The sequence below is a fragment of the Mucilaginibacter sp. genome, assembly GCF_036568825.1.
In the GTDB taxonomy this organism is placed as follows: Bacteria; Bacteroidota; Bacteroidia; order Sphingobacteriales; family Sphingobacteriaceae; genus Mucilaginibacter.
Genome location: NZ_DATCRU010000005.1, coordinates 30,790 through 51,421, shown reverse-complemented (window position 1 = coordinate 51,421; position 20,632 = coordinate 30,790). Strand labels below are relative to the sequence as shown.

21 protein-coding genes are annotated in these 20,632 nt (G+C 40.8%); 12 read left to right on the top strand and 9 right to left on the bottom strand.

Annotation, left to right across the window (positions count from 1 at the left end; translation table 11 throughout):
- Nucleotides 1-82: 82 nt before the first annotated feature.
- Together VIM89_RS01160 and VIM89_RS01155 are read left to right on the top strand one after the other, a co-directional pair.
- Nucleotides 83-937: a helix-turn-helix domain-containing protein gene (locus tag VIM89_RS01160; RefSeq protein WP_488154284.1), complete on the top strand. Its 855-nt coding sequence runs from the start codon at nt 83-85 to the stop codon at nt 935-937.
- Nucleotides 938-1,162: 225 nt separating this feature from the next.
- Nucleotides 1,163-1,786: a hypothetical protein gene (locus VIM89_RS01155; RefSeq protein WP_488154283.1), complete on the top strand. Its 624-nt coding sequence runs from the start codon at nt 1,163-1,165 to the stop codon at nt 1,784-1,786.
- Between the two features lie 95 nt (nt 1,787-1,881).
- On the opposite strand, the gene VIM89_RS01150 is transcribed toward VIM89_RS01155, so the two are convergent.
- Entirely contained in the window at nt 1,882-2,589 is a 708-nt protein-coding gene (locus tag VIM89_RS01150; protein WP_488154282.1) for a DNA alkylation repair protein, read from the bottom strand.
- A gap of 120 nt (nt 2,590-2,709) precedes the next feature.
- Here VIM89_RS01150 and VIM89_RS01145 point away from each other — a divergent pair, with 120 nt between their 5' ends.
- Genes VIM89_RS01145 through VIM89_RS01135 form a run of 3 tightly spaced genes read left to right on the top strand, consistent with a single transcriptional unit; the run spans nt 2,710 to nt 6,367 of the window.
- Nucleotides 2,710-5,145: a penicillin acylase family protein gene (locus VIM89_RS01145; protein ID WP_488154281.1), complete on the top strand. Its 2,436-nt coding sequence runs from the start codon at nt 2,710-2,712 to the stop codon at nt 5,143-5,145.
- 1 nt (nt 5,146) lies between these two features.
- Nucleotides 5,147-5,485, top strand: a complete 339-nt coding sequence (locus VIM89_RS01140; RefSeq protein WP_488154280.1) for a hypothetical protein — start codon at nt 5,147-5,149, stop codon at nt 5,483-5,485.
- 9 nt (nt 5,486-5,494) lie between these two features.
- Entirely contained in the window at nt 5,495-6,367 is an 873-nt protein-coding gene (locus VIM89_RS01135) for a DUF7003 family protein (RefSeq protein ID WP_488154279.1), read from the top strand.
- A gap of 47 nt (nt 6,368-6,414) precedes the next feature.
- On the opposite strand, the gene VIM89_RS01130 is transcribed toward VIM89_RS01135, so the two are convergent.
- Together VIM89_RS01130 and VIM89_RS01125 are read right to left on the bottom strand one after the other, a co-directional pair.
- Complete coding sequence (locus VIM89_RS01130) at nt 6,415-7,092, bottom strand: lipid-binding SYLF domain-containing protein (protein ID WP_488154278.1); 678 nt, start codon at nt 7,090-7,092, stop codon at nt 6,415-6,417.
- Nucleotides 7,093-7,172: 80 nt separating this feature from the next.
- Nucleotides 7,173-7,652, bottom strand: a complete 480-nt coding sequence (locus VIM89_RS01125; RefSeq protein WP_488154277.1) for a DUF1203 domain-containing protein — start codon at nt 7,650-7,652, stop codon at nt 7,173-7,175.
- 203 nt (nt 7,653-7,855) lie between these two features.
- Here VIM89_RS01125 and VIM89_RS01120 point away from each other — a divergent pair, with 203 nt between their 5' ends.
- Nucleotides 7,856-8,842, top strand: a complete 987-nt coding sequence (locus tag VIM89_RS01120) for a LuxE/PaaK family acyltransferase (protein WP_488154276.1) — start codon at nt 7,856-7,858, stop codon at nt 8,840-8,842.
- A gap of 136 nt (nt 8,843-8,978) precedes the next feature.
- Nucleotides 8,979-9,650 (top strand): PH domain-containing protein, encoded by a 672-nt coding sequence (locus VIM89_RS01115; RefSeq protein ID WP_488154275.1) that lies wholly within the window; start codon nt 8,979-8,981, stop codon nt 9,648-9,650.
- Nucleotides 9,651-9,653: 3 nt separating this feature from the next.
- Here the strand turns inward: VIM89_RS01115 and VIM89_RS01110 are convergent, their stop codons facing one another.
- The 5 genes from VIM89_RS01110 to tyrS all read right to left on the bottom strand — a co-directional run bounded on the left by VIM89_RS01110 (nt 9,654) and on the right by tyrS (nt 14,557).
- Nucleotides 9,654-11,117 (bottom strand): tetratricopeptide repeat protein, encoded by a 1,464-nt coding sequence (locus VIM89_RS01110; RefSeq protein WP_488154274.1) that lies wholly within the window; start codon nt 11,115-11,117, stop codon nt 9,654-9,656.
- Between the two features lie 167 nt (nt 11,118-11,284).
- Entirely contained in the window at nt 11,285-12,121 is an 837-nt protein-coding gene (bla, locus tag VIM89_RS01105; RefSeq protein ID WP_488154273.1) for a subclass B3 metallo-beta-lactamase, read from the bottom strand.
- A 161-nt stretch (nt 12,122-12,282) separates the two neighbouring features.
- Complete coding sequence (locus VIM89_RS01100; protein ID WP_488154272.1) at nt 12,283-12,738, bottom strand: RES family NAD+ phosphorylase; 456 nt, start codon at nt 12,736-12,738, stop codon at nt 12,283-12,285.
- Nucleotides 12,738-13,235, bottom strand: a complete 498-nt coding sequence (gene parS, locus VIM89_RS01095) for a type II RES/Xre toxin-antitoxin system antitoxin (protein WP_488154271.1) — start codon at nt 13,233-13,235, stop codon at nt 12,738-12,740. Before parS ends, VIM89_RS01100 begins: the two co-directional genes overlap by 1 nt.
- A gap of 38 nt (nt 13,236-13,273) precedes the next feature.
- Entirely contained in the window at nt 13,274-14,557 is a 1,284-nt protein-coding gene (tyrS, locus tag VIM89_RS01090; protein ID WP_488154270.1) for a tyrosine--tRNA ligase, read from the bottom strand.
- Nucleotides 14,558-14,682: 125 nt separating this feature from the next.
- Here tyrS and VIM89_RS01085 point away from each other — a divergent pair, with 125 nt between their 5' ends.
- The 3 genes from VIM89_RS01085 to VIM89_RS01075 all read left to right on the top strand — a co-directional run bounded on the left by VIM89_RS01085 (nt 14,683) and on the right by VIM89_RS01075 (nt 17,915).
- Nucleotides 14,683-15,354, top strand: a complete 672-nt coding sequence (locus VIM89_RS01085) for an ACP phosphodiesterase (RefSeq protein ID WP_488154269.1) — start codon at nt 14,683-14,685, stop codon at nt 15,352-15,354.
- A 141-nt stretch (nt 15,355-15,495) separates the two neighbouring features.
- Nucleotides 15,496-17,451, top strand: coding sequence for a 30S ribosomal protein S1 (rpsA, locus tag VIM89_RS01080; RefSeq protein ID WP_488154268.1), 1,956 nt, complete (start codon nt 15,496-15,498; stop codon nt 17,449-17,451).
- 155 nt (nt 17,452-17,606) lie between these two features.
- The gene (locus tag VIM89_RS01075) at nt 17,607-17,915 is read left to right on the top strand and encodes a hypothetical protein (RefSeq protein WP_488154267.1); all 309 of its coding nucleotides are present in this window, start codon (nt 17,607-17,609) and stop codon (nt 17,913-17,915) included.
- Between the two features lie 75 nt (nt 17,916-17,990).
- Here the strand turns inward: VIM89_RS01075 and VIM89_RS01070 are convergent, their stop codons facing one another.
- Nucleotides 17,991-19,592, bottom strand: coding sequence for an aminopeptidase P N-terminal domain-containing protein (locus tag VIM89_RS01070; RefSeq protein WP_488154266.1), 1,602 nt, complete (start codon nt 19,590-19,592; stop codon nt 17,991-17,993).
- Between the two features lie 173 nt (nt 19,593-19,765).
- Between VIM89_RS01070 and pyrR the strand changes: the two genes are divergently transcribed.
- On the top strand, nt 19,766-20,311 hold the full coding sequence (pyrR, locus tag VIM89_RS01065) for a bifunctional pyr operon transcriptional regulator/uracil phosphoribosyltransferase PyrR (protein ID WP_488154265.1): 546 nt from the start codon (nt 19,766-19,768) through the stop codon (nt 20,309-20,311).
- Nucleotides 20,312-20,353: 42 nt separating this feature from the next.
- Complete coding sequence (locus tag VIM89_RS01060; RefSeq protein WP_488154264.1) at nt 20,354-20,593, top strand: four helix bundle protein; 240 nt, start codon at nt 20,354-20,356, stop codon at nt 20,591-20,593.
- The last annotated feature ends 39 nt before the right edge of the window (nt 20,594-20,632 follow it).

Genomic DNA, 20,632 nt, shown 5'->3' with positions numbered 1-20,632 from the left:
GCATTTGTTCTTTACAATAACCAATATTTGCTCTGTATTGACATAAATATTATTTTTATATTGAATTAACGGGCAATACAAAATGAATGAGATCCAGTTAGAGAAAGTTGAATTTGAGCCGGGAAAGTCGTTCAAACTGTTTTCGCCCCGTTTACGCAATACTTTTCTGTGGCATTATCATCCTGAGATCGAACTGGTTTATGTTGAGGCCGATGCAGGCATCAGGCACGTGGGCTCGCATATATCAGGCTATACACAAAGCGACCTTGTTTTTATCGGCAGCAATATTCCCCATCTTAATTTTGATTATCGGTTGCGCAGCGACTATCACCAGGTAGTTATACAGCTTCGCGAAGATTTTTTAGGATCAGCCATTAATCTTACACCCGAATTCTCAACCATTCAGCAATTATTTAAAAAGGCATCGTCAGGTGTTGCTTTTGGTGCAGATACAAAAGCTTTAGTGGCAGATAAGCTGAGGCAGTTGCAACAGCTTAGTTCGTTTCAACAATTAATGGAGTTGATCAGCATATTTCAAATCCTGGCCAACGCTAAGGATTTTGAGCTTTTGAACGATGACGATATGAGCATCCAATTCTTCTTAAAGGACAAGATCAGGATGGGGGCGATATATGAATATATTGATGCCAATTATAACCGCAAGCCCGACGTAAATGTGGTTGCCGAAAAGGTACACTTAACCACACCTGCATTTTGCCGGTATTTTAAACGGCAAACCAACATGACCTTTACTGATTTTGTCAATCAATACCGCATCGATCTGGCCAAAAACCACCTGATGCAGGACCGAAACATCACCGAAACATGCTATGCAGTGGGCTTTGAGAGCCTTTCGTACTTTAACAAGCTGTTTAACAGGATTGTGGGCCAAAATCCCTCAGACTTCAAAAAAAGCTGGATTGTGCGTGATAGTTGATTGGTTGATTATGTTGAATGGTTAAGTAGTTAAGCGGTTGATTAGGTTAAATAACTTAATTATTCCATAACTACGTCAACGTTTACAACATTTATAACTACTACAACCCAATCAAACACTTAACCATTCAACATAATCAACTAACATATAACCCTTTTGTAATCAGCTGCGTATAACACCATGTCGGAACCCAAAATACGAGCCGGCATTAGTTAGTCAGCGAAAATGAAAAAATTAATTTACTTACTTTCTGTAGTTTCGGTAGCTTATTTATCATCATGTCAAAAAGATGTGTCAGTAGCACCCGAATCAAAAACCCCAGCCAGCACAACTGCGGTTACCCCAACAGGCGGCTCATTAGCCCCGGGCAATACAGCAAACACCGATACAATTGTAAATATCACAGGCTTTATAAAACTTGAGCTAAAGAAAGATACCGTTGACAAGGATAATATCGTCCTATATTTTACCCCAAAAGCAAGTGCAAAATATGTACCGGGCGAAGATGCACCCGTCTTCCACGGCTTTGGCGACTTAGCCATAACAAGTGTATCAAGCGATGGCATTCAACTATCAGTTAACGAGTTACCATTAAAACAACATGGCGACTACGTTAAATTAGATGTTTATGGTAAAACTGATGGCGTTTATAAATTAAGCTTGCTGCCAATGGATTCGACCATGCCGCAAGATACTATCCCGGCTAGATATCATGTGTGGCTGATAGATCAGCTGAAGAAAGATTCACTTGATTTGTCGGTACATTGCACATATAACTTTGATATTGTTGCTGCTGACACCACTACTTATGGCAAAAATAGATTCGCAGTGAAACTTCGCCCGCAATGAGCACACGATTTAAAGATTTTAGAGGTTGCCATGATTAAAAAATCATGGCAATTTTTTTACTATCTTGTTAATCCTTTAAATCCCAAAATCGTGTCCTAGCATTTCACGGTCTTTTTCTTTTTACCAAGCGCTCCTTTATTTTTTGCTTTCATAATATATTCAACTGCGTCAGGCACTTTACAGTTTGTCCCCTCTTTTTCTACCATTACAGCGCCAATACTTTTTGCTGTCGCGATCACATCTTCTGACAACGGCATAACATAAGTCCCCAAAGCGATCAGAAATGCATTCATAGTTGAGCGCACCCGGTTAGGAGAAGTATGAATAGTTTTAGCCACTCTCTCCAAAAGGTGTTTTAGTTCAGGTATATCTAATTCGTAATCAGGCTTAAGTGATACGAGATTATTTAATGTCGACCACCCACAGGCAGCAATGTATTCTTCAGGCGAATCAATCCACTCCAAAGCAAGCTCGAACCCATTTTTGCTTCCTGTCGCCACCCATGGTACCGTGTATTCGCTGATATTATTTGAAACAGCCTGCACGGCCCAGGTTTGCAAGTCAGATTTGGTCATTTTCTCATCATCAGCAATTAATCCTGCCAGGTACATGGCATCGGCATTGCCGGTTGCATAGAGATCTTTGGCCAACTGGTAATCCATTTTGACCTTTTTCTGTATCGGCTTCATGTACTCTATCTTGACACCGAAAAAAGGCTCTTTTACCCCATGTTTCAATAATATTTTTTTGATGCTGTCGCTGCCATGAGCTTGCAGGTCATCCATTATTTCCTGTACTGTCATATGCGTTTTTGTGATGAGTAGTGTTTAGGTAAATTTAAGAAACATGATCAAAAAAATCTCATCTCTTAAATCTTAAAATCGTGTGATTTATTCTATCTTGGTCAAGGCTAATCCAACCTGATGAAACTCATTAAAGCCTTATTTTCCATCGCTCTTACTTTAGTATTGATTTGGGCATTGCAAACCAAATTTGGCGACATCCCTCCCATTGGTGAATTTTTGAACTCCGTTTCCGGTTTCTGGCAAAATGCTGAAAGCAAAAACTTCCAACCCGATGAAAACCTGCACCTTGAAGGTTTACAGGGCAAAGTAACGGTACGCTTTGACGAACACCGCATACCGCACATTTTTGCGGAAAACGACCATGACCTTTATTATGTGCAAGGCTACCTCACCGCACGCGACCGCCTATGGCAAATGGATATACAAACCCGTAGTGCAGCCGGACGGCTTTCAGAGATTGTCGGACCGAAAGCTTTAGAGGTTGACCGCTACCATCGCCGCATGGGCATGACCTACGGTGCTGAAAACACATTAAAAGGCATTATGAAAGATCCAACGATGAAAATGGTGATCGAGGCTTATACCGAAGGGGTAAACAGCTATATCCATCATCTCAGCAAACGCGATTATCCCATCGAGTTTAAATTGCTTGGTTATGCGCCCGAAGAATGGAAGCCGATCAATTGTGCATATTTGCTTAAACTGATGTCGGAAACGCTGGCAGGAGGATCCGACCAGTTTGCCATGACCAACGATTTAAAGCGCTTTGGTGCAAAGGATGTAAACGATCTTTTCCCTGATTATCCATTTCACGAAGATCCCATCATACCAGTCGGCACCAAATGGAATTTTAAGCCCTTGCCTATTCCAAAACCATCCAAGGATTTTATCGCGTTGATGACGGATACAATCAGACCGAGAGAGCGTGTTCCCGGTATCGGCAGCAACAATTGGGCAGTTGCCGGGAGCAAATCAGCATCTGGTTATCCGATACTGGCAAATGACCCGCATTTGAACTTGACTTTTCCATCTATATGGTATCAGTTACAAATGTCCTCGCCTACAGTAAATGTTTATGGCGTTTCGTTGCCTGGTGCGCCTTGCATTGTAATTGGATACAATCAAAAAATAAGTTGGGGGGTTACTAACGTGGATGCCGATGTGCTGGACTGGTACCAGGTAAAGTTTAAGGACAACCGCAAAAACGAATACTGGTACAATAATAAATGGAATAAAACCACCAAACGTGTTGAAGTGATAAATGTACTTGGACGAAAACCGGTTTATGATACTGTGATATACACTCATCATGGCCCGGTAGTATATGACAATATTTCACAGAAACCGAAAGAAGGGCATGAAAATATTCCCGTCGGGGATGCTTTAAGATGGATCGCCCATGATGAATCGGATGAGTTTATGACCTTTTACCTGCTCAACCGCGGAAAGAATTATGATGATTATCGCAAAGCGTTAACTTATTATACTGCCCCAGCTCAAAACTTCATTTTTGCAAGTAATGATAAAGACATTGCCATCACCCCCAACGGCAAAATACCGCTAAAGTTTAAAGACCAGGGTAAGTTTATTATGGATGGCAGCGATCCGGCCAACGACTGGCAGGGCTGGATACCTTATGACCAGAACCCAACCGTAAAAAATCCGCCGAGGGGATTTGTGAGTTCAGCAAATCAATCTTCTACAGACCAAACTTATCCTTATTACATCAATTGGCGTTTTGAGCTTTACGATCGGGGTAAACGCATCAACGACAAGTTAAAAGTAATGCAAAATGCAACGATTGACAGCATGCGTCTGATGCAGATGGATAATTACAGTATGCGTGCGCAGGATGTATTGCCTTCTATGCTTCGATATGTAGACACCTCAAAATTGAATCCTGATCAGCTTAAGGTTTTTCAGATCGTCAAAAAATGGGATAAGCATTTTGCGGCCAATTCGGTTGGCGCTTCTATTTTTAACGCATGGTGGCTGAAATTCTACGATATGGTTTGGGATGAGTTTAAGGATGATAAAGTCTTGCTTAATGTTCCTTCATTTGACCGGGCTGAAAAACTATTACTGACAGAGCCAAACTCCAAATGGTTTGATCTGAAAGGTACCCCAGCAAAGGAAACTTGTAACGACATAGTATTGCAAGCCTTTGTTACGGCAGCGGACGAGCTACTGAAAAGCATGGGCCAACCCGGTAAAAAATGGGAATGGGGGAACGTAAAAGATACCCATATTAATCACCTCGCTAATTTACCCGGATTCGGGACAGGTCAGTTTTATGCAGGCGGCACAGGCGCGGTCATTAATGCTTTGCGGGGTGGCAATGGCCCATCATGGCGAATGGTAGTACAAATGGGGCCGCAGGTAAAAGGTTATGGCGTTTTCCCTGGCGGAGAATCAGGAAACCCAGGCAGTTATTATTATGAAGATATGTTTACCACCTGGCGGGATGGAAAATTGAATGAATTGTTGTTTTTGCAATCGCCGGATGAAAAATCCAATCGTATCAAATCAACCTTAACTTTAAGCAGTAAATAATATGTTATTCCTCCTCATACTCATTCTATCCTTTATCTGCAGCTATTTCCTACCTTGGTGGGCAGCGGCTGCCATAGCATTTTTAGCGGCACTATTTGTTGGCAAAACATCCGGCAAATCTTTCTGGTCAGGTTTTGGGGCGATATTTGTTTTGTGGATTGTATTGGCACTAGTGAAAAGCATACCAAATGATGATATACTGGCGAGCCGGGTAATCCAGCTATTTCCTTTGCCACATCAATGGGTATTATTACTGCTGACCACCGCACTAATTGGTGGATTGGTAGGTGGCATGGCAGCTTTATCAGGTATATTAACAAAGAAAGCCTTCAAAAAATAACGGATTACTATGCTCTTAGAAAGTCAAATACTTTCAACACTTGACAACTCAAATAAAATCAGTGATTACACTCATTTTATTTCTTTAGGTCAGCCCTATTCATACCTTATCGATTGCCGTTTGAACATTTTTGTTGGAGATAAAGAAAGATGGGCTATTGTAACAGAACGCTTGGGATATAATCCACGTGCAGGAACTATTGAACTTGAGATAAGCTATTTTGGTAATTGCTTAATAAATCTCGATAGCTACAATGGCCAATTATCAAACTATTACTATACATATCCTTTAAAACAAAATATACTGGAAGAAACAACAGATGGATTTGTTTTAAATTCCGATTCGAAGTATTGGGTAATCAAGGATACGAAAGTATATCTAAGTCAAAACATAGAAGATTACCTTAATAACGGGATTGAATTGAATAATTATCAGGTTGGTAAAATTGGAATCGAGGACGCGGCAAGATTAATTGTAATTAACCATACTGATCTTTTTCGTGCAAGCGACAAAGAACTGTATAAATCAATTCCCGAAGATCTTAAAAAAATATTGGTTTTAGATGAGTGGTATCATAAGGATTTTATTGAAATAGATTCCCCCAACATATCTGACGAACATTTAAATTATATCTATGATTTCAATAGAAATTTAACCGGGCTTAATGATATAGATATCGAAGCATTCTCTAATATGATTCGTACTCAGGAATCTAATAACCAGGAATCTAATAAATCTGCATGGATAAATAACAGGCCAAGTTCTTATGAAACATGGCAGCAGTTAGCAAAGGTAATTGCAACTCGTGATTTGTCGTTTTACAAACCAACACAACCTGCTAATACTCATTGGAGTAATTGGCCAGAATCAGGCAGTTTATAACAACAAAGCGCCCGAAATAACCGGGCGCTTCTTCTTGTCAAATTGGTTTATAAACTAGCGAGTGTTTCCTTCAAATGCTTTACGGCAACAGTATTGCTTTTACCGGTTTCAAAGATATCATGGGCGCTCATGCCTTCGCCGTAGTAGTTGTGGTTAGAATCTTTGTCGATAGACAAGCTTGAGCCATTAACCGTAATACCGGCAAACAAGCCCCTGCTGCGTGAATAAGAATATACTTCAGCTTCCAATTTGTAATCGGTATTAGCCGAAGCTGCACGACCAACAGGGCCTGCTGTCGCAGCCAGGTCACCGCCGATGGTCACATCGCCATTCTTCACTTTGGTTAATGCGCCTTTGTGTTTGAAAACCAGGATCAGGTCGACTGATTGAACACCGATCTGCGCACCGATGCTGCCGCCTGTAATGGTAACAAATACCGGATCGCTCCATCTGCCATCGGGCAATTTTACGATGGCTACGCCTTTGCCGCGTTTGGCGCCGACCACCAATCCTGCGTTAATGGTTTTTGGAATAATAACTACGCCTTCATATTTTTCTATCAGTTTATGGGCGAAGCCCTCTTTCATGGCACCAAAATCCTTCAGAACATTGGATGCACTGTGTAATCGTTCTGTCTCCTTATCACCATTTACTGGTGCGGCCGAAGTCATTACAATAATAAAACTCAGCAAGATCGGAGCAATTAAAAAACTTAACTTTTTCATAGGTGTGATTATTAATATTATTATAATATTAACAAACCACCATAAACCCGATCTTGTTTCACTAAGCCCTCATAAATCAATCAGATACGCTCAATCTTACATATAAAACAGCAGGCCTGCGAGTTGCGTGCATGCAGGCAGGCAACATTCGGGTTCGTATCAAATATCTCTGTGATCATCTCATCCACATCATTGTCACCAACCATTTTGCTCAGTGTCATCATCTGCTGATCATTATAGCCAATCAATGTAAGGGGGAAGCTTTTCTTATTCGCTTTGATTTCAGGCGGAAAGCGATAGATATCCGAGTACTCTTCTACATCGTCTGCATTAATAAACACCGGTCCGGGTTGATTATAAGCATTATCTACCTCAAATGGTGTATGTGTAAATAACAAACGTTTATCCACTCCTTTCTCAAATGGTTTTAGAGAGATACGGCATGGCCCAGAACCAGTTGCCACCTGCTCTATCACTTCATGACCAAAGTCATCTTTTCTCGTTTCGCGGATATGCTGTACATAATTTTTTGACAGCGGTACAATTTTAAAATTGCTCATAGTATTTATGTTTTGATACCCAAAGTTCCTGCTATCCCCACCCATTTAAAACCCGGAACTTGCGAAGTTGCGGATGTGCAGATGTGCAAATTTGCGGATGTGCAGATTGAAGAAAAATCCATTTGCATATCTACTCATCTGCACATTTGCACATCCGTAAATTTGCACATCCGCACATCTGCACATTCACTTATCTTTGCACGATGATCGTCCCGGACAAGCAGCAAGTATTTTCTATCAGCAACGAACTGCAATTTTCGGAAATTGCTTTGCAGGTATTCCGCTTCCAGGCCCGAAATTGTGAAGTTTACCGGGAGTTTATCACCAATCTGAAAGTGGATATTGATGCCGTTGACAGTGTTGAGAAAATGCCATTCCTGCCTATCAGCTTTTTTAAATCACATGAAGTACTAAGCAGCGCTGATAATGTACAGGTAGCTTTCACCAGTTCAGGAACTACAGGCATGATCAACAGCCGGCACCTGGTTACTGATGTAAGCTGGTATGAGAAAAGTTTTCGGCATGCTTTTAATCTATTTTATGGCGATATACGGAACTATTGTGTTCTGTCGCTGTTACCTTCTTACCTCGAGCGTGAAGGCTCATCGCTCATCTACATGGCCGAAGATTTAGTAAAACGATCAGAAAATCCGGATAGCGGTTTCTACCTGTACAATCATGATGATCTTTTTAACCAGTTAAAAAAACAACAAGATGCAAAAAAGCCAACCCTATTGATCGGCGTTACTTTTGCCTTGCTTGATTTTGTTGAACAGCATTCAATTAATTTCCCAGAACTGATTGTAATGGAAACAGGCGGCATGAAAGGGCGTCGTAAGGAAATGATTCGCGAGGAATTGCATCAAACGCTTTGCAAGGGTTTTGGTGTTAATGCCATTCATTCTGAGTACGGTATGACTGAATTACTATCCCAAGCCTATTCTAATGGGAATGGTATATTCAATTGTCCGCCCTGGATGAAGATCATTACCCGCGATACCAATGATCCGATGACTTTACTGGAAAATGATAAGACTGGCGGCGTTAATGTGATCGACCTTGCTAATATGAACTCCTGCTCCTTCATCGCTACACAAGATTTAGGAAAAATTTATCGGGATGGATCGTTTGAGGTTTTAGGCCGATTTGATAATTCCGATATCAGGGGTTGCAACCTGCTCATAGCATAAACACGAATTTCACTAATTGTTTCGAATAGCACGAATTGCCAAATTTGGTTTGTGTAATCCACGTTTGTTAATTCGTGAAATTCGTGCTTACATAGATATTTATTATTTTTGGCCTGCATCAACAAAAAGCATAAAGATGATCGACAAATTTTTAATCGACCAGCAAGACCCGAAAGCAGTGGAGAAAGTTTATACCCGGCTGGTTGACCTGCTTACCACAGGTGAAGAAATTATTTATATAGCTACCCAAAAGAAACCGTTAGTAAATATACTACCCGATTGCGTAGCTATTACCAACAAACGCGTATTGTTTTTCACTCCGGCAAATTTGGGTCTTTCTATAAAGTTCATCGATTTTGTTTGGAAAGACATCATTGATGTGGTGATAAAGGAAGAGATCATCGGTGCTATTTTCACTATCAGAACCACTAACGGCGGTGAGATGGGTGTCGATTACCTGCCTAAGGTTCAGGCACGTAAACTATACCAATACTCCCAGCAGCGTAAAGAAGACGAACGTGAAGCACGCCGCCTGCGCGACCTGGAAGAAAAACGTGCTGAGTCAGGTTCAATTAACTTTGGAGAACAAGCAAACGCACAATCACAACCTGCTGCTCCGACACCAGCCCCTGCCCCAATACCAGAGCCTACGCCTGCTCCTGTTGTAACTGCTCCCCCGGTTCAGGAAGCTCCAAAACAGGATGAGTTGACCGAAAAGCTAAAAAAATTAAGAACATTGTTCGAAAATGGCCTGATCTCGCAGGAAGAATATAATGCGAAGAAGCTGGAACTGCTGAGCGATCTGTAATCGTTAACTATTCAACTTATGCGAGATATTTTTTATCGCGTTATCCAGGTTGGTTAACTCACTTTGAAGGTATTGTTCTGACTCGACAAAATTCTCGTATTTATTGTCCCCCTGGTTGATCATTTGCATAATGCCCATCAGATTTGATGCATGCCTGCGGACTTCATGCGAATTGATAAATGCAATCTCATTCTTCTTTGATTCAAATAGCAGCTTTTCATAATATTTTTTGCGGTGTACATTGTAATAAAGCAGTCCACCGACTATGATCAGTAAGCCCGCTACACTTATAATAAAAATAAGCCACAACCGTTCACGCTTAAAAGTTTCCGTTCGCAGCGCATAGGAGTTTTGGACCTCATCTATGCTGATCTGTGATGAAACTGAGCCGACATTAATCAACTGTTTTAATTGCGTAATCGACTCTAACAAGGCCATCTTATAAGCGATGGCTGCTCCATCGGGATTATTCTTTTGGTCTTCAATATCGCCCAATAATTTATAAAGGTAAAGATTTAGCTCTGCATGGTTTTTATCTTTACTGTTATCAATTAACCTCTGAACAACAGATTTTGCAGAATCCAATTGCCCCGATTTGTAATATGCATCAGCAAGGCAATTCTCATCAATTAAATCAAAATGATAAGCAGTATCATTATGCAAAGCAGTAATCGTCGCTATCACTTCAGGATACTTTTTTTGTAGCATATCCAGGTAATAGTCAGTCCTTTTTTGAAAAGTATATAACCCTGTGCTCCCTCCTTTTGCCTCATGTAAAAGCCTGTTATATTTTTTGAGCGAATCAATATCTTTAAGCTGGTAATAAACTTCGGCCTTGTTATCATTAACACTATTTTCCATTCGCTGAATTTTAACCTGGTTGGTAGAAATCAGCGATTGCGCCTCGTTCAAATAAAACAGCGCATTGTTAAACATCTTGTTCCTGTAATAGATATCTGAAAGATTAACATCTATCACGATTTGAAGGTAAGCATCATCAACAATGGTAGCTTCTTTTTTAGCCGCCCTGTAATCAGATATAGCTTCTATTTCGTTGCCATTTTCATTTTGAATAAAAGCCATGTGGGTAAAACAGGCATACAATAAATAATGGTCTTCATTCTGATCGGCCTTTTGTATTGCCTTAAGAAAAGTACTTTGAGCATCGGTATATTTATTCCACCTGTATTGACATATCCCTTCAATAAAAAGGATCAAACCCTCGCTGTCCGGCTCCTGAGCCGATTTTAATGTTTGTACAGTTTGTTTTTTTGCCTGTTCCAGGTCTTTCAGGGGCATATCCCCAAAAGCAAAACGAAGATAAAGTATCAATTCCCGCTTTTTTACAGCTGCATCTTTATTCTTTAATATAGAAGCAAGACTATCATCTTTAACCCCAGCTTGAGCTGCAAATACACTTCCGAACAACAAGAAAATAAAAACGCAAACCAATCCCACTTTAATCATAGGTAGAGTAAATACTTTTTAAATAAGCCGGAGAAAATTAGTTTAAAAACTTCATAATCAGTAAAAAATTGTTTGCAAAAATAATAAAGGCAGAGAATTTATCACCCTCTGCCTTTTAACTTATATTTAAAAATCTTCTCCAGGCCGTGATTATCAGAAGTATTTTTTCAATGGGTAGCAGCGGCTCGTTGTTTGCTTAATTCTTTCATAAAGTTCTCCTGAGACCTGGCTACAAATTTCTTGTATCCATCCGGATCAATGAAAACGCGTGGGCCATCCTTTGGATAATGCTGAAGTTTTCCAAGCAGATCAAAATATTGGCCATGGGCACCCAAAAAAACGTCACAATGCAGTCCACGCAACTCAGCAAACGTGTGTTGAAAATCCTGCACAATACCTGGGTAACTTACATGATTACCAGGCGTAGCAACGAAATGATATTCCGACCAAAATCCCGTGCCTCCAACAATAACAATATTTCGCGTCGTCCCTTTCGGTTCGCCCGGAAGATGGGCTTGCATCGTCCAGGTTGTGCACCCGCGTGTATGGCCGGCTGTTTTATGGGCAATCAACGTTATGCCACTGAGGCTTACCATATCCCCGTCATAGAGAACCCGATCCACATGTGAGGCAGGATAACCCGGGACATTCGGAGAAGGTGCCAAAAAATCAGTTTTTGCACCTGATTCCACGACACTTACATCGCCGTCCATTACCATGTTCTTTGCTCGTGTTTCACGGATTATTTGTGCAGCCCCTCCCATGTGATCGTCATGCGCCTGGCTATTTAGCAGAATCTTGACATCTTTCCAGTGAAAACCCAGTTTTTCTACACTTGCTTTTATCTGTGGTGGTGATGTAGTAAGGTTTGCATTAATAAGTATGTTCCCTTTCGGCGTTACAACAAGGTAGCTGGCAAGATCCTGGCTGCCCACGTAATAAAGGTTGTCAGCAATCTGAAATGGAGCAATCGGCGTAGTCCATGATGTATCTACCTGCGCCATAGCTGGGCAAGTAAAGAACAAGAATAACAACAAACAGGAAAAGGCAAAGCGCATAATCGTAATTACATTTATCTAATATGAGCTTTATTTTTGCTATTTCAGAAAGCAATTTTTTAGCACTAATCATTTACCATTTACATATGGCAGGGATAGCTTCATATTTAATGTCCAATAAGTCTTTCATCAAAACTGAAGGGCGCTATGTTAACTATCTTTACCTTTCCGGCTTTTTGATGCATAGGATTCATCAGATAATTAAACTCTTGTGGCACAATAGCAGAAGGCACTTTCAATAAAAGATATTTATTTTTTTGCAGAAATGAATTGCCAATCTGTTTTAGAATATTTGGCTCAGGGTATTCATTCCAGTTATTTGGCAGCAGTTTAATATCTATGGCAAAAAAATCATCCGGAGCGTCAATTGTTAGCATAATATAATCAACCGGAATATTTGTAGGCGACAAGTGAGCGAGTGATTCCAATATCGCCAATGATCGTGAGGACGCCAGGTAAACCATAGCCCTGCCTTCGCTGTTCCATCGCCCGCCGTATAAACGTGCGCCGTTCCCGCTTAAGTCGTCGGCATAACGGCTGTTGGAAATGCGATACAATATCATCAGGCAAAAATACCGTGTTCGATACGGCCCAACTCCCTAAATACAATATCGAAACCCACAGAAGTATCTAAAAGAGAGACAGGCGTTTCGCCTTTGAAAACATGAAGCGGAGTTTTCATCCATGTTTTAAACTTATCAAGAGAGCCAAATACATCCTCGCCGCGGGTATATAAACGGGCTAGCTCTACAGCCTTTTCGGCGTATTCGGTTTTGATAATGGCGTTATCATCATAACGTTGCAAAGTACGTTCTGAAATGTGCATAATATCGGCCAGTTCCTGAAGCGTAAGGGATATTTTTTTTGCTAAAGATAAAAGCAAACTTTTTTTAAGGCCGTTTCGGGTAAGTTGTAAAATGTCAAAATCAGTAGCAGACTGGAACTGTTTGGCATTACCCGCAAAAAGAGCATTAAACAAACTGCCCTTGCTTTGAGTAATGTAAACAGCCATAGGCTCATTTACGTAATTATCGGTGTGATCTTTTATCTTGAACGACATTTATCCAAAAATAAATAACTTTTGTCGTATTTGCAAAATTATTCTGCAACAATTAAAAAATAATTCTTCTTTCCTTTTTGCGCTACGATAAACTTACCGCCTATCAAATGTTCCCTGTTATAAATATCGTCCGGTGAGCCTACTTTAGCTTTGTTGATAGCCACCCCACCGCCCTGTATCATCTTCTTAGCCTCACCTTTTGATGGAAAAACGGTTGTTTTAGCTCCAAGAAGATCGACAATATTGATGCCTGATGAAAGTTCATTCAAGCCTATATTGAAATTGGGGACACCTTCAAATAGTCCCAATACTTCATCTTCGGTCAGTTCATTCAAAAACTCGATACCGGTATTACCAAATAAGAATTCCGATGATTGAATAGCCTTATCGTATTCCTTCTCACCATGGGTACGGATAGTAATATCCTTAGCCAATGCTTTTTGTAATGCTCTTTGATGTGGAGCGGCATTATGTTCAGCTTCTATAGCTTCAATAGTTGCTTTATCAAACAAAGTAAATATCCGGATATACGCCTTTGCATCCTCATCAGTTGTATTCAACCAGAACTGGTAGAATTTATAAGGCGATGTTTTAGCTGGGTCAAGCCAGATATTACCACCTTCGGTTTTTCCGAATTTAGTTCCATCTGATTTTTTGATCAATTGTGTAGTTAACGCATAAGCCTCTCCGCCATCTTTACGACGGATCAGCTCAGTGCCGGTAACAATATTACCCCATTGATCAGAGCCCCCCATTTGCAACGCACAGTTATTATGCTTCCACAAATAGTAAAAGTCGTATCCTTGCACCAATTGGTAAGTAAACTCGGTAAACGACATGCCCGTGTCACCACTGATACGGTTTTTTACCGAATCTTTGGCCATCATATAATTCACAGTAATGTGTTTACCTACATCACGAATGAAATTCAGAAAGGTGTACTCCTTAAACCAATCGTAGTTATTCACCATTTGGGCGCTGTTGGCACCGCACTCAAAATCAAGAAATTTCTCCAGTTGCTTTTGTATGCCTGCAAGGTTGCGCTGCAATACATCTTCAGATAATAAATTACGCTCTGCAGATTTACCCGACGGGTCGCCCACCATACCGGTAGCACCGCCCACCAGGGCAAAAGGCTTATGACCAGCCCGCTGAAAATGGATCAGCGTCATGATCTGGGCCAGGCTACCCACATGCAGCGAATCGGCTGTAGGGTCAAACCCAATATAGCCTGCCACCATACCCTTATTCAGTAATTCCTCAGTTCCGGGCATTATATCATGCAGCATGCCGCGCCAGCGTAGTTCTTCAACAAAATTCATCGTATTTAATAAAGCTGCAAAGATAACAGAATACCCGAAAATCTCTTTTTTACGTTTATCTTAAACAATAGTCAAAAAATTTGCTTACTTTAAGCAGACTTAAAATTTGCCGAGAGTGAATATTTATGAATTTTCTATCGCACTACTACTTCGACAGGGACACAACCAACTGTTACCATACACTGGGTACGGTACTACCCGACCTGGTGAAGAATGCGGATAAGAACATCATTATTCATCCCGAAAAACTTCAGCATTCCGATAAAAACATCAACGATATCATTTTAGGCTGGCGAAAGCACCTGGAGGTGGACAAATTTTTCCATTCCTCCGGATTTTTTACTGCACGCTCTCATGCTTTAAAGAATCTGCTGGCGCCTGCCATAGAAGGTTCTCCGGTAAAACCGTTCTTCCTGGGACATATTGCTTTGGAGATCATATTGGATAACCTGTTGATCACCACCGGTAAAATTTCAACCGATGATTTTTATAACCATCTGGATTCCTGTAATACAGATGTGATAAAGGAGTTCCTGAATTTTTCAGGTTTAAAAGAAACCAACCGCTTCTTTAAATTCTTCGAAGATTTTAAACAAAGCCGCTACCTGGAAACCTATGCTCAAAACGATAAAATAACCTACGCGCTAAAACGTATCTGTATGCGTGTTTGGAAAGATCCGTTTACGCCAGAGCAGGAAGAAAAGATGACCGCCCGGGTAACTGCTTATCGTAACGCTATGCTGGTGGATTTTATGTCGATTTTCGATTATATATCTGAGCTGCTGTCTCACAATTGATGCCCAGTCTGTAAAAACCTTATAAAAAGCCAACAAAAGCGCCTTAAAACCAGCATTTAAGAGTGAAATATTTTTTATTAGTCAAAAATATATCCGTACCTTTGCAGTCCCAATTGTATTGGGAAAAGGAGAAAATTTATTTTGGCAAAAAAACAAGAAGCAGAAAAAGAATTAAAAGCGAAGGAAGCTGAGCTCGACGCAGTTACAGCAACCGCAGAAAAAGAAACTATTGAATCAGAAGCTGATTCATTATCGATCGAAGAGATCAAATCAAAGATCACATCATCAAACGAAGATTTCGATTGGGATGCTGATGACAAAAAATTCGGTAATTACAACGCTGCCGAGCGTGAAAAATTAGAGAAATTGTATGATGGAACTTTCAGCTCTATCAACAAAGGCGAAATTATCAGCGGTACAGTTGTAAGCATCAACAGCAAAGACGTGGTATTAAACATCGGTTTTAAATCTGATGGTTTAGTTTCCCTGTCTGAATTCCGTGATACACCTGATCTGAAGATCGGTGACGACGTTGAAGTTTTTGTTGAGTCGCAGGAAGATGCTAACGGTCAGTTAGTATTGTCACGCAAACGTGCAAAAACTCAGAAATCATGGGAAAGAATTAATTCCGCATTGGATAATGACGAGATCATCACCGGCTTTGTTAAGAGCAGAACTAAAGGTGGCTTGATCGTAGATATAATGGGCGTTGAAGCCTTCTTACCAGGCTCACAGATCGACATTAAACCAATCAGGGATTATGACGTATATGTGGGTAAAACAATGGAATTCAAAGTTGTTAAGATCAACCACGAGTTTAAGAACGTAGTGGTATCGCACAAAGTGCTGATCGAAGACGATTTGGAAAACCAAAAAACTGAAATTGTGGCCAAACTTGAAAAAGGCCAGGTACTGGAAGGTACAGTTAAAAACATTACCGACTTTGGTGTATTCATCGACCTTGGTGGTGTTGACGGCTTACTGCACATTACCGATATTTCATGGGGCCGTATCGAGCATCCGAGAGAAGTATTGTCACTTGATCAGAAGATCAACGTGGTGGTGCTTGATTTTGATGATGAGAAAAAACGTATCGCCCTTGGCTTGAAACAATTGACCCCGCACCCTTGGCAGTCGCTTGACGAAAACATCGTTGTAGGTTCAAAAGTTAAAGGCAAAATTGTTACCGTTGCTGATTACGGCGCATTCCTAGAGATCATCCCTGGTGTTGAAGGTTTGATCCACGTATCAGAAATGTCGTGGTCACAAAACCTGCGCAACCCTCAGGAATTCCTGAAAGTAGGTGACGAGGTTGAAGCACAGGTATTGACTTTAGATCGCGACGAGCGCAAGATGTCATTAGGCATTAAACAATTAACGCCTGATCCATGGCAACATGCTGCTGAGAAATATGCTATCGGCACTCAGCACGTTGCAACCGTTAAAAACATGACCAACTTCGGCGTGTTTGTTGAACTGGAAGACGGCATCGACGGTTTGATCCACATCTCTGACCTTTCATGGTCTAAGAAAGTTAACCACCCTAACGAATTCACTAAAGTTGGTGAAAAACTGAATGTGGTTGTGCTTGAACTGGATGTTGAGAACCGCAAGCTGAGCTTAGGTCACAAACAGCTGGAAGAAAACCCTTGGGATACTTTCGAAACTATCTTCACTATCGACTCAGTGCATGAAGGTACCGTATTGAAAGTAACCGACAAAGGTGCTATCGTTGCTTTACCTTACGGTGTTGAAGGCTTCGCTCCTATCAAACACACGGTTAAGGAAGATGGCAAGAGCTTAAAAGCTGATGACGTTGCTGAATTCAAGATCATTGAATTTAACAAAGAAAACAAACGTATCGTTATTTCACACTCACGTATCTGGGAAGAGCAACGCGCTGAAGCCCGTGTACAAGAGTTCGAAAGCCGCAAAAAAGAAGCTAAAGCAGCTACTAATGCAGTGAAGAAAGTGAAAGATTCGGTTGAAAAATCAACTTTAGGCGACCTGAGCGTATTGGCTCAATTAAAAGAACAGATGGAAGGCGCTGAAAGCAAAGCTAAAAAGGCCAAAAAATCTGAAGAAGAAGCAAAGTAAGCTTAAATAAATTAAATCCTTTAAGCCCTGTTCGCTATGGCGGACAGGGCTTTTTTGTAGCCTCACCCTGCCCTCTCCAGGGGAGAGGGTTCTATAAATTCTATAAAAAAAGACTATGAAATGAAACTTTACGATATTGATATTACATTTACTATATGAAAAACCCTGTCACTCCCGAAGAACGGAATCCCAAAACCTTCGCCTTTATGGTTGTTATCGCCCTGATCATCACCATATTGATGCGCGGTGTAAATACCCGTTTTGATGTACCACATATTTTATACGTTGCCATCGCAGCTATCACAGGACTGGTAAGTATTATCAGTTATGTAGGATTTATCTATTGCAAAATGTTTAAACCTACTGGCACCAAAATGTTTATAGACATGCTGATCATCATTGTTTTAGGTGTGATGGTTTATTTTACGGTAACGTTTTGTGTTAGCGTTTTATCTAATTTGTAAACTAATAATCAATAAAAAGCCGGCAATAAACCGGCTTAATATTATTCCCCATGTCGGTGTCCTCACCGACATGCTTTATTTCAGCGGCGGAAACTTCGCCAAATCGAAAATACTTTTATCGGCTACCATTTTTTCTACATCCTGCCATTTACGTGGCGCGTCTATTGATAATAAGGTACATTTATCTTTTCCGATAACAACATCATCTTCGATACGCACACCGATATCCCACCACTTTTTATCGCATTTGCTATTAGCCGGGATATAGATACCGGGCTCAACAGTGATGATCATGTTTTCTTTCAGGTTACCATTATACTCTCCTTTATCATGCACGTCCAGGCCCATATGATGAGAAACGCCATGTGGATAGTAAGTTCTTACATCTTCGGCTTTGCTGATAATACCAAGCTTTATCAGGCCATTTGCCAAAACTTCCTGTGTCTTTTCCTCCAACTGTCTGTACGGTACGCCATCTTTACAAAGTTTAAATACTTCCTCCTGGGCATCATAAACCAATTGATAAATAGCTTTTTGTTCTTCAGTAAACTTACCATTAGCTGGAACGGTACGGGTGACGTCAGCTGAATAACCATGATATTCAGCACCCACGTCCATCAACACCAGCTGATTTTTCACTTCAGTCACATTATTCTCCTCATAATGCAGGATACAGCCATTTGCCCCTGCACCTACAATTGGCGGGTAGCCTTCATCCTCTGCTCCATATTTCTTATGCACATATTCAAAGATGCCCTGCAATTCACGTTCAGACATATTTGGTTTTATGGCACGCATCACTTCCGCGTGTGCGATGCTGGATATCTCTACAGCCTTCTTTACCAACTCCACTTCTTCGGGCTGTTTTACGCCACGCAACTGTTTCATGTCGTCACTATACATCACCAATCCACCAAATTGCGTATTGAATTTAACTTTCAAATCAGCTAAACTCGCAGAATCTGGTTTGCTGATAAACCCTTGCAGCAATTGATTACTCTTATACTCAGGAAGTTCAAATTTCGCCTTAAAATAATCCATGATACGTGGCAGATTTTTAGGTGTGCCATATTGTATGATGGTCGTCAAAGTGCTCAACACTTCATTGTTTATCTCTGGCACCGCAGCTTTTTCTTTAAAGGCATTATACAGACCTTTCATATTCCCTTCATCTTCCGGAATCCCATCATATAAAACAGTACTGAACTTTTTCAGGTCGATTGACGATTTTGTAAACTCTTCGCTATTATAAACCTTACTGAAACCAAGTTTTGCTTTCACACCTTCAACACCAAGACGCTTACCTGTCCACTGCTCCTGCTGCGGGTCCCGGCTCTGAACAAAGAACATTTCATTATAATCGCCATTCTGCCCATGCTGCATTTCTTTGAATATGAATAAAACGGCGCTAGTCTCTTTATATCCGGAGAAGTAGTATAAATCAGGATTAGCATGATAGGCGTAATTCACATCCTCAGAAAACACACGCTCAGGATATGCAAATATCACCGCCACAGAGTTGTCGGGCATCAGTTTGCGCAATGCATCGCGTCTGCCTGCATGAAATTCTTTGGTTAGATAATCCGTTGGTAAGCTCTCAGATACAGTTTGTGAAAAGCTTTGTAATGAAGCCGCGCAAGCCAGCGCAGCCACTAATAAGGTTTTATAGATTTTCATGATATGCGGATAAGTATAGCCAATTTAGTGATTAAATAAATCACATTCTTCTGCTATTAATAAAAGGTGAATTTGCCATATACATCATTCCTGATAACTGATCACCGGTTAACTGATAACTCTATCACCAACTAATCACTAAATTTTATACCTTTGCCCAAATCCAACCAAAGATGCAAAACCCTACTCTGCTCGACGGTCAGAAATTTCAGATTACCATACAACGTCTATGTCGTCAGTTAATTGAAAATCATGACGATTTCTCTAATTCAGTATTAATAGGCATACAACCAAGGGGTATTTACCTTGCCAAGCGGGTTGCCGAAGAACTGCGAAAAATATTACCGGGAAAAACCATTTTACAGGGCGACCTGGATATTACCTTCTACCGCGACGACTTCCGCCGCCGTGAATCGCAACTTGTGCCTAATCAAACTAAGATCGACTTCATCATTGAAGGTAAAAAAGTGATCATGATGGACGATGTGCTTTGGACCGGCCGCACCATTCGTGCTGCAATGGACGGCATGCTCTATTTTGGCAGACCGGAGAAAGTGGAGTTGTTGGTACTTGTTGATCGCCGCTACTCACGTCACTTGCCGGTAGCAGCTGACTATGTAGGTATCGAAGTGGATTCCATCGCATCACAAAAGGTGGTAGTGAGTTGGAAAGAGACTGATGGCGAAGACAAGGTGGTGTTACTATCGGATGCGAAATGATTTCGGATTTCGGAATTTCGATTTCGGATTTAGATTTTAGAAATGGATAAAATTGAATTAAAACGTAGAACTAAGAGATTTGCTATCGACGTTATCAGGTTTATCGAAAAATTGCCGAACAGTCGTGCGCTTAACGCTTTATCTAACCAATTAATAAGAAGCTCGTCGTCAGTTGGCGCCAATTATCGATCTGCATGCAGAGGTAAGTCGACTGCTGACTTTATAAATAAAATAGTGATTGTTGAAGAGGAAGCGGATGAATCTCTTTATGGCTGGAATTAATGGAGGAATCGAACCTGGTTAAATCAGAAGACTTGATTG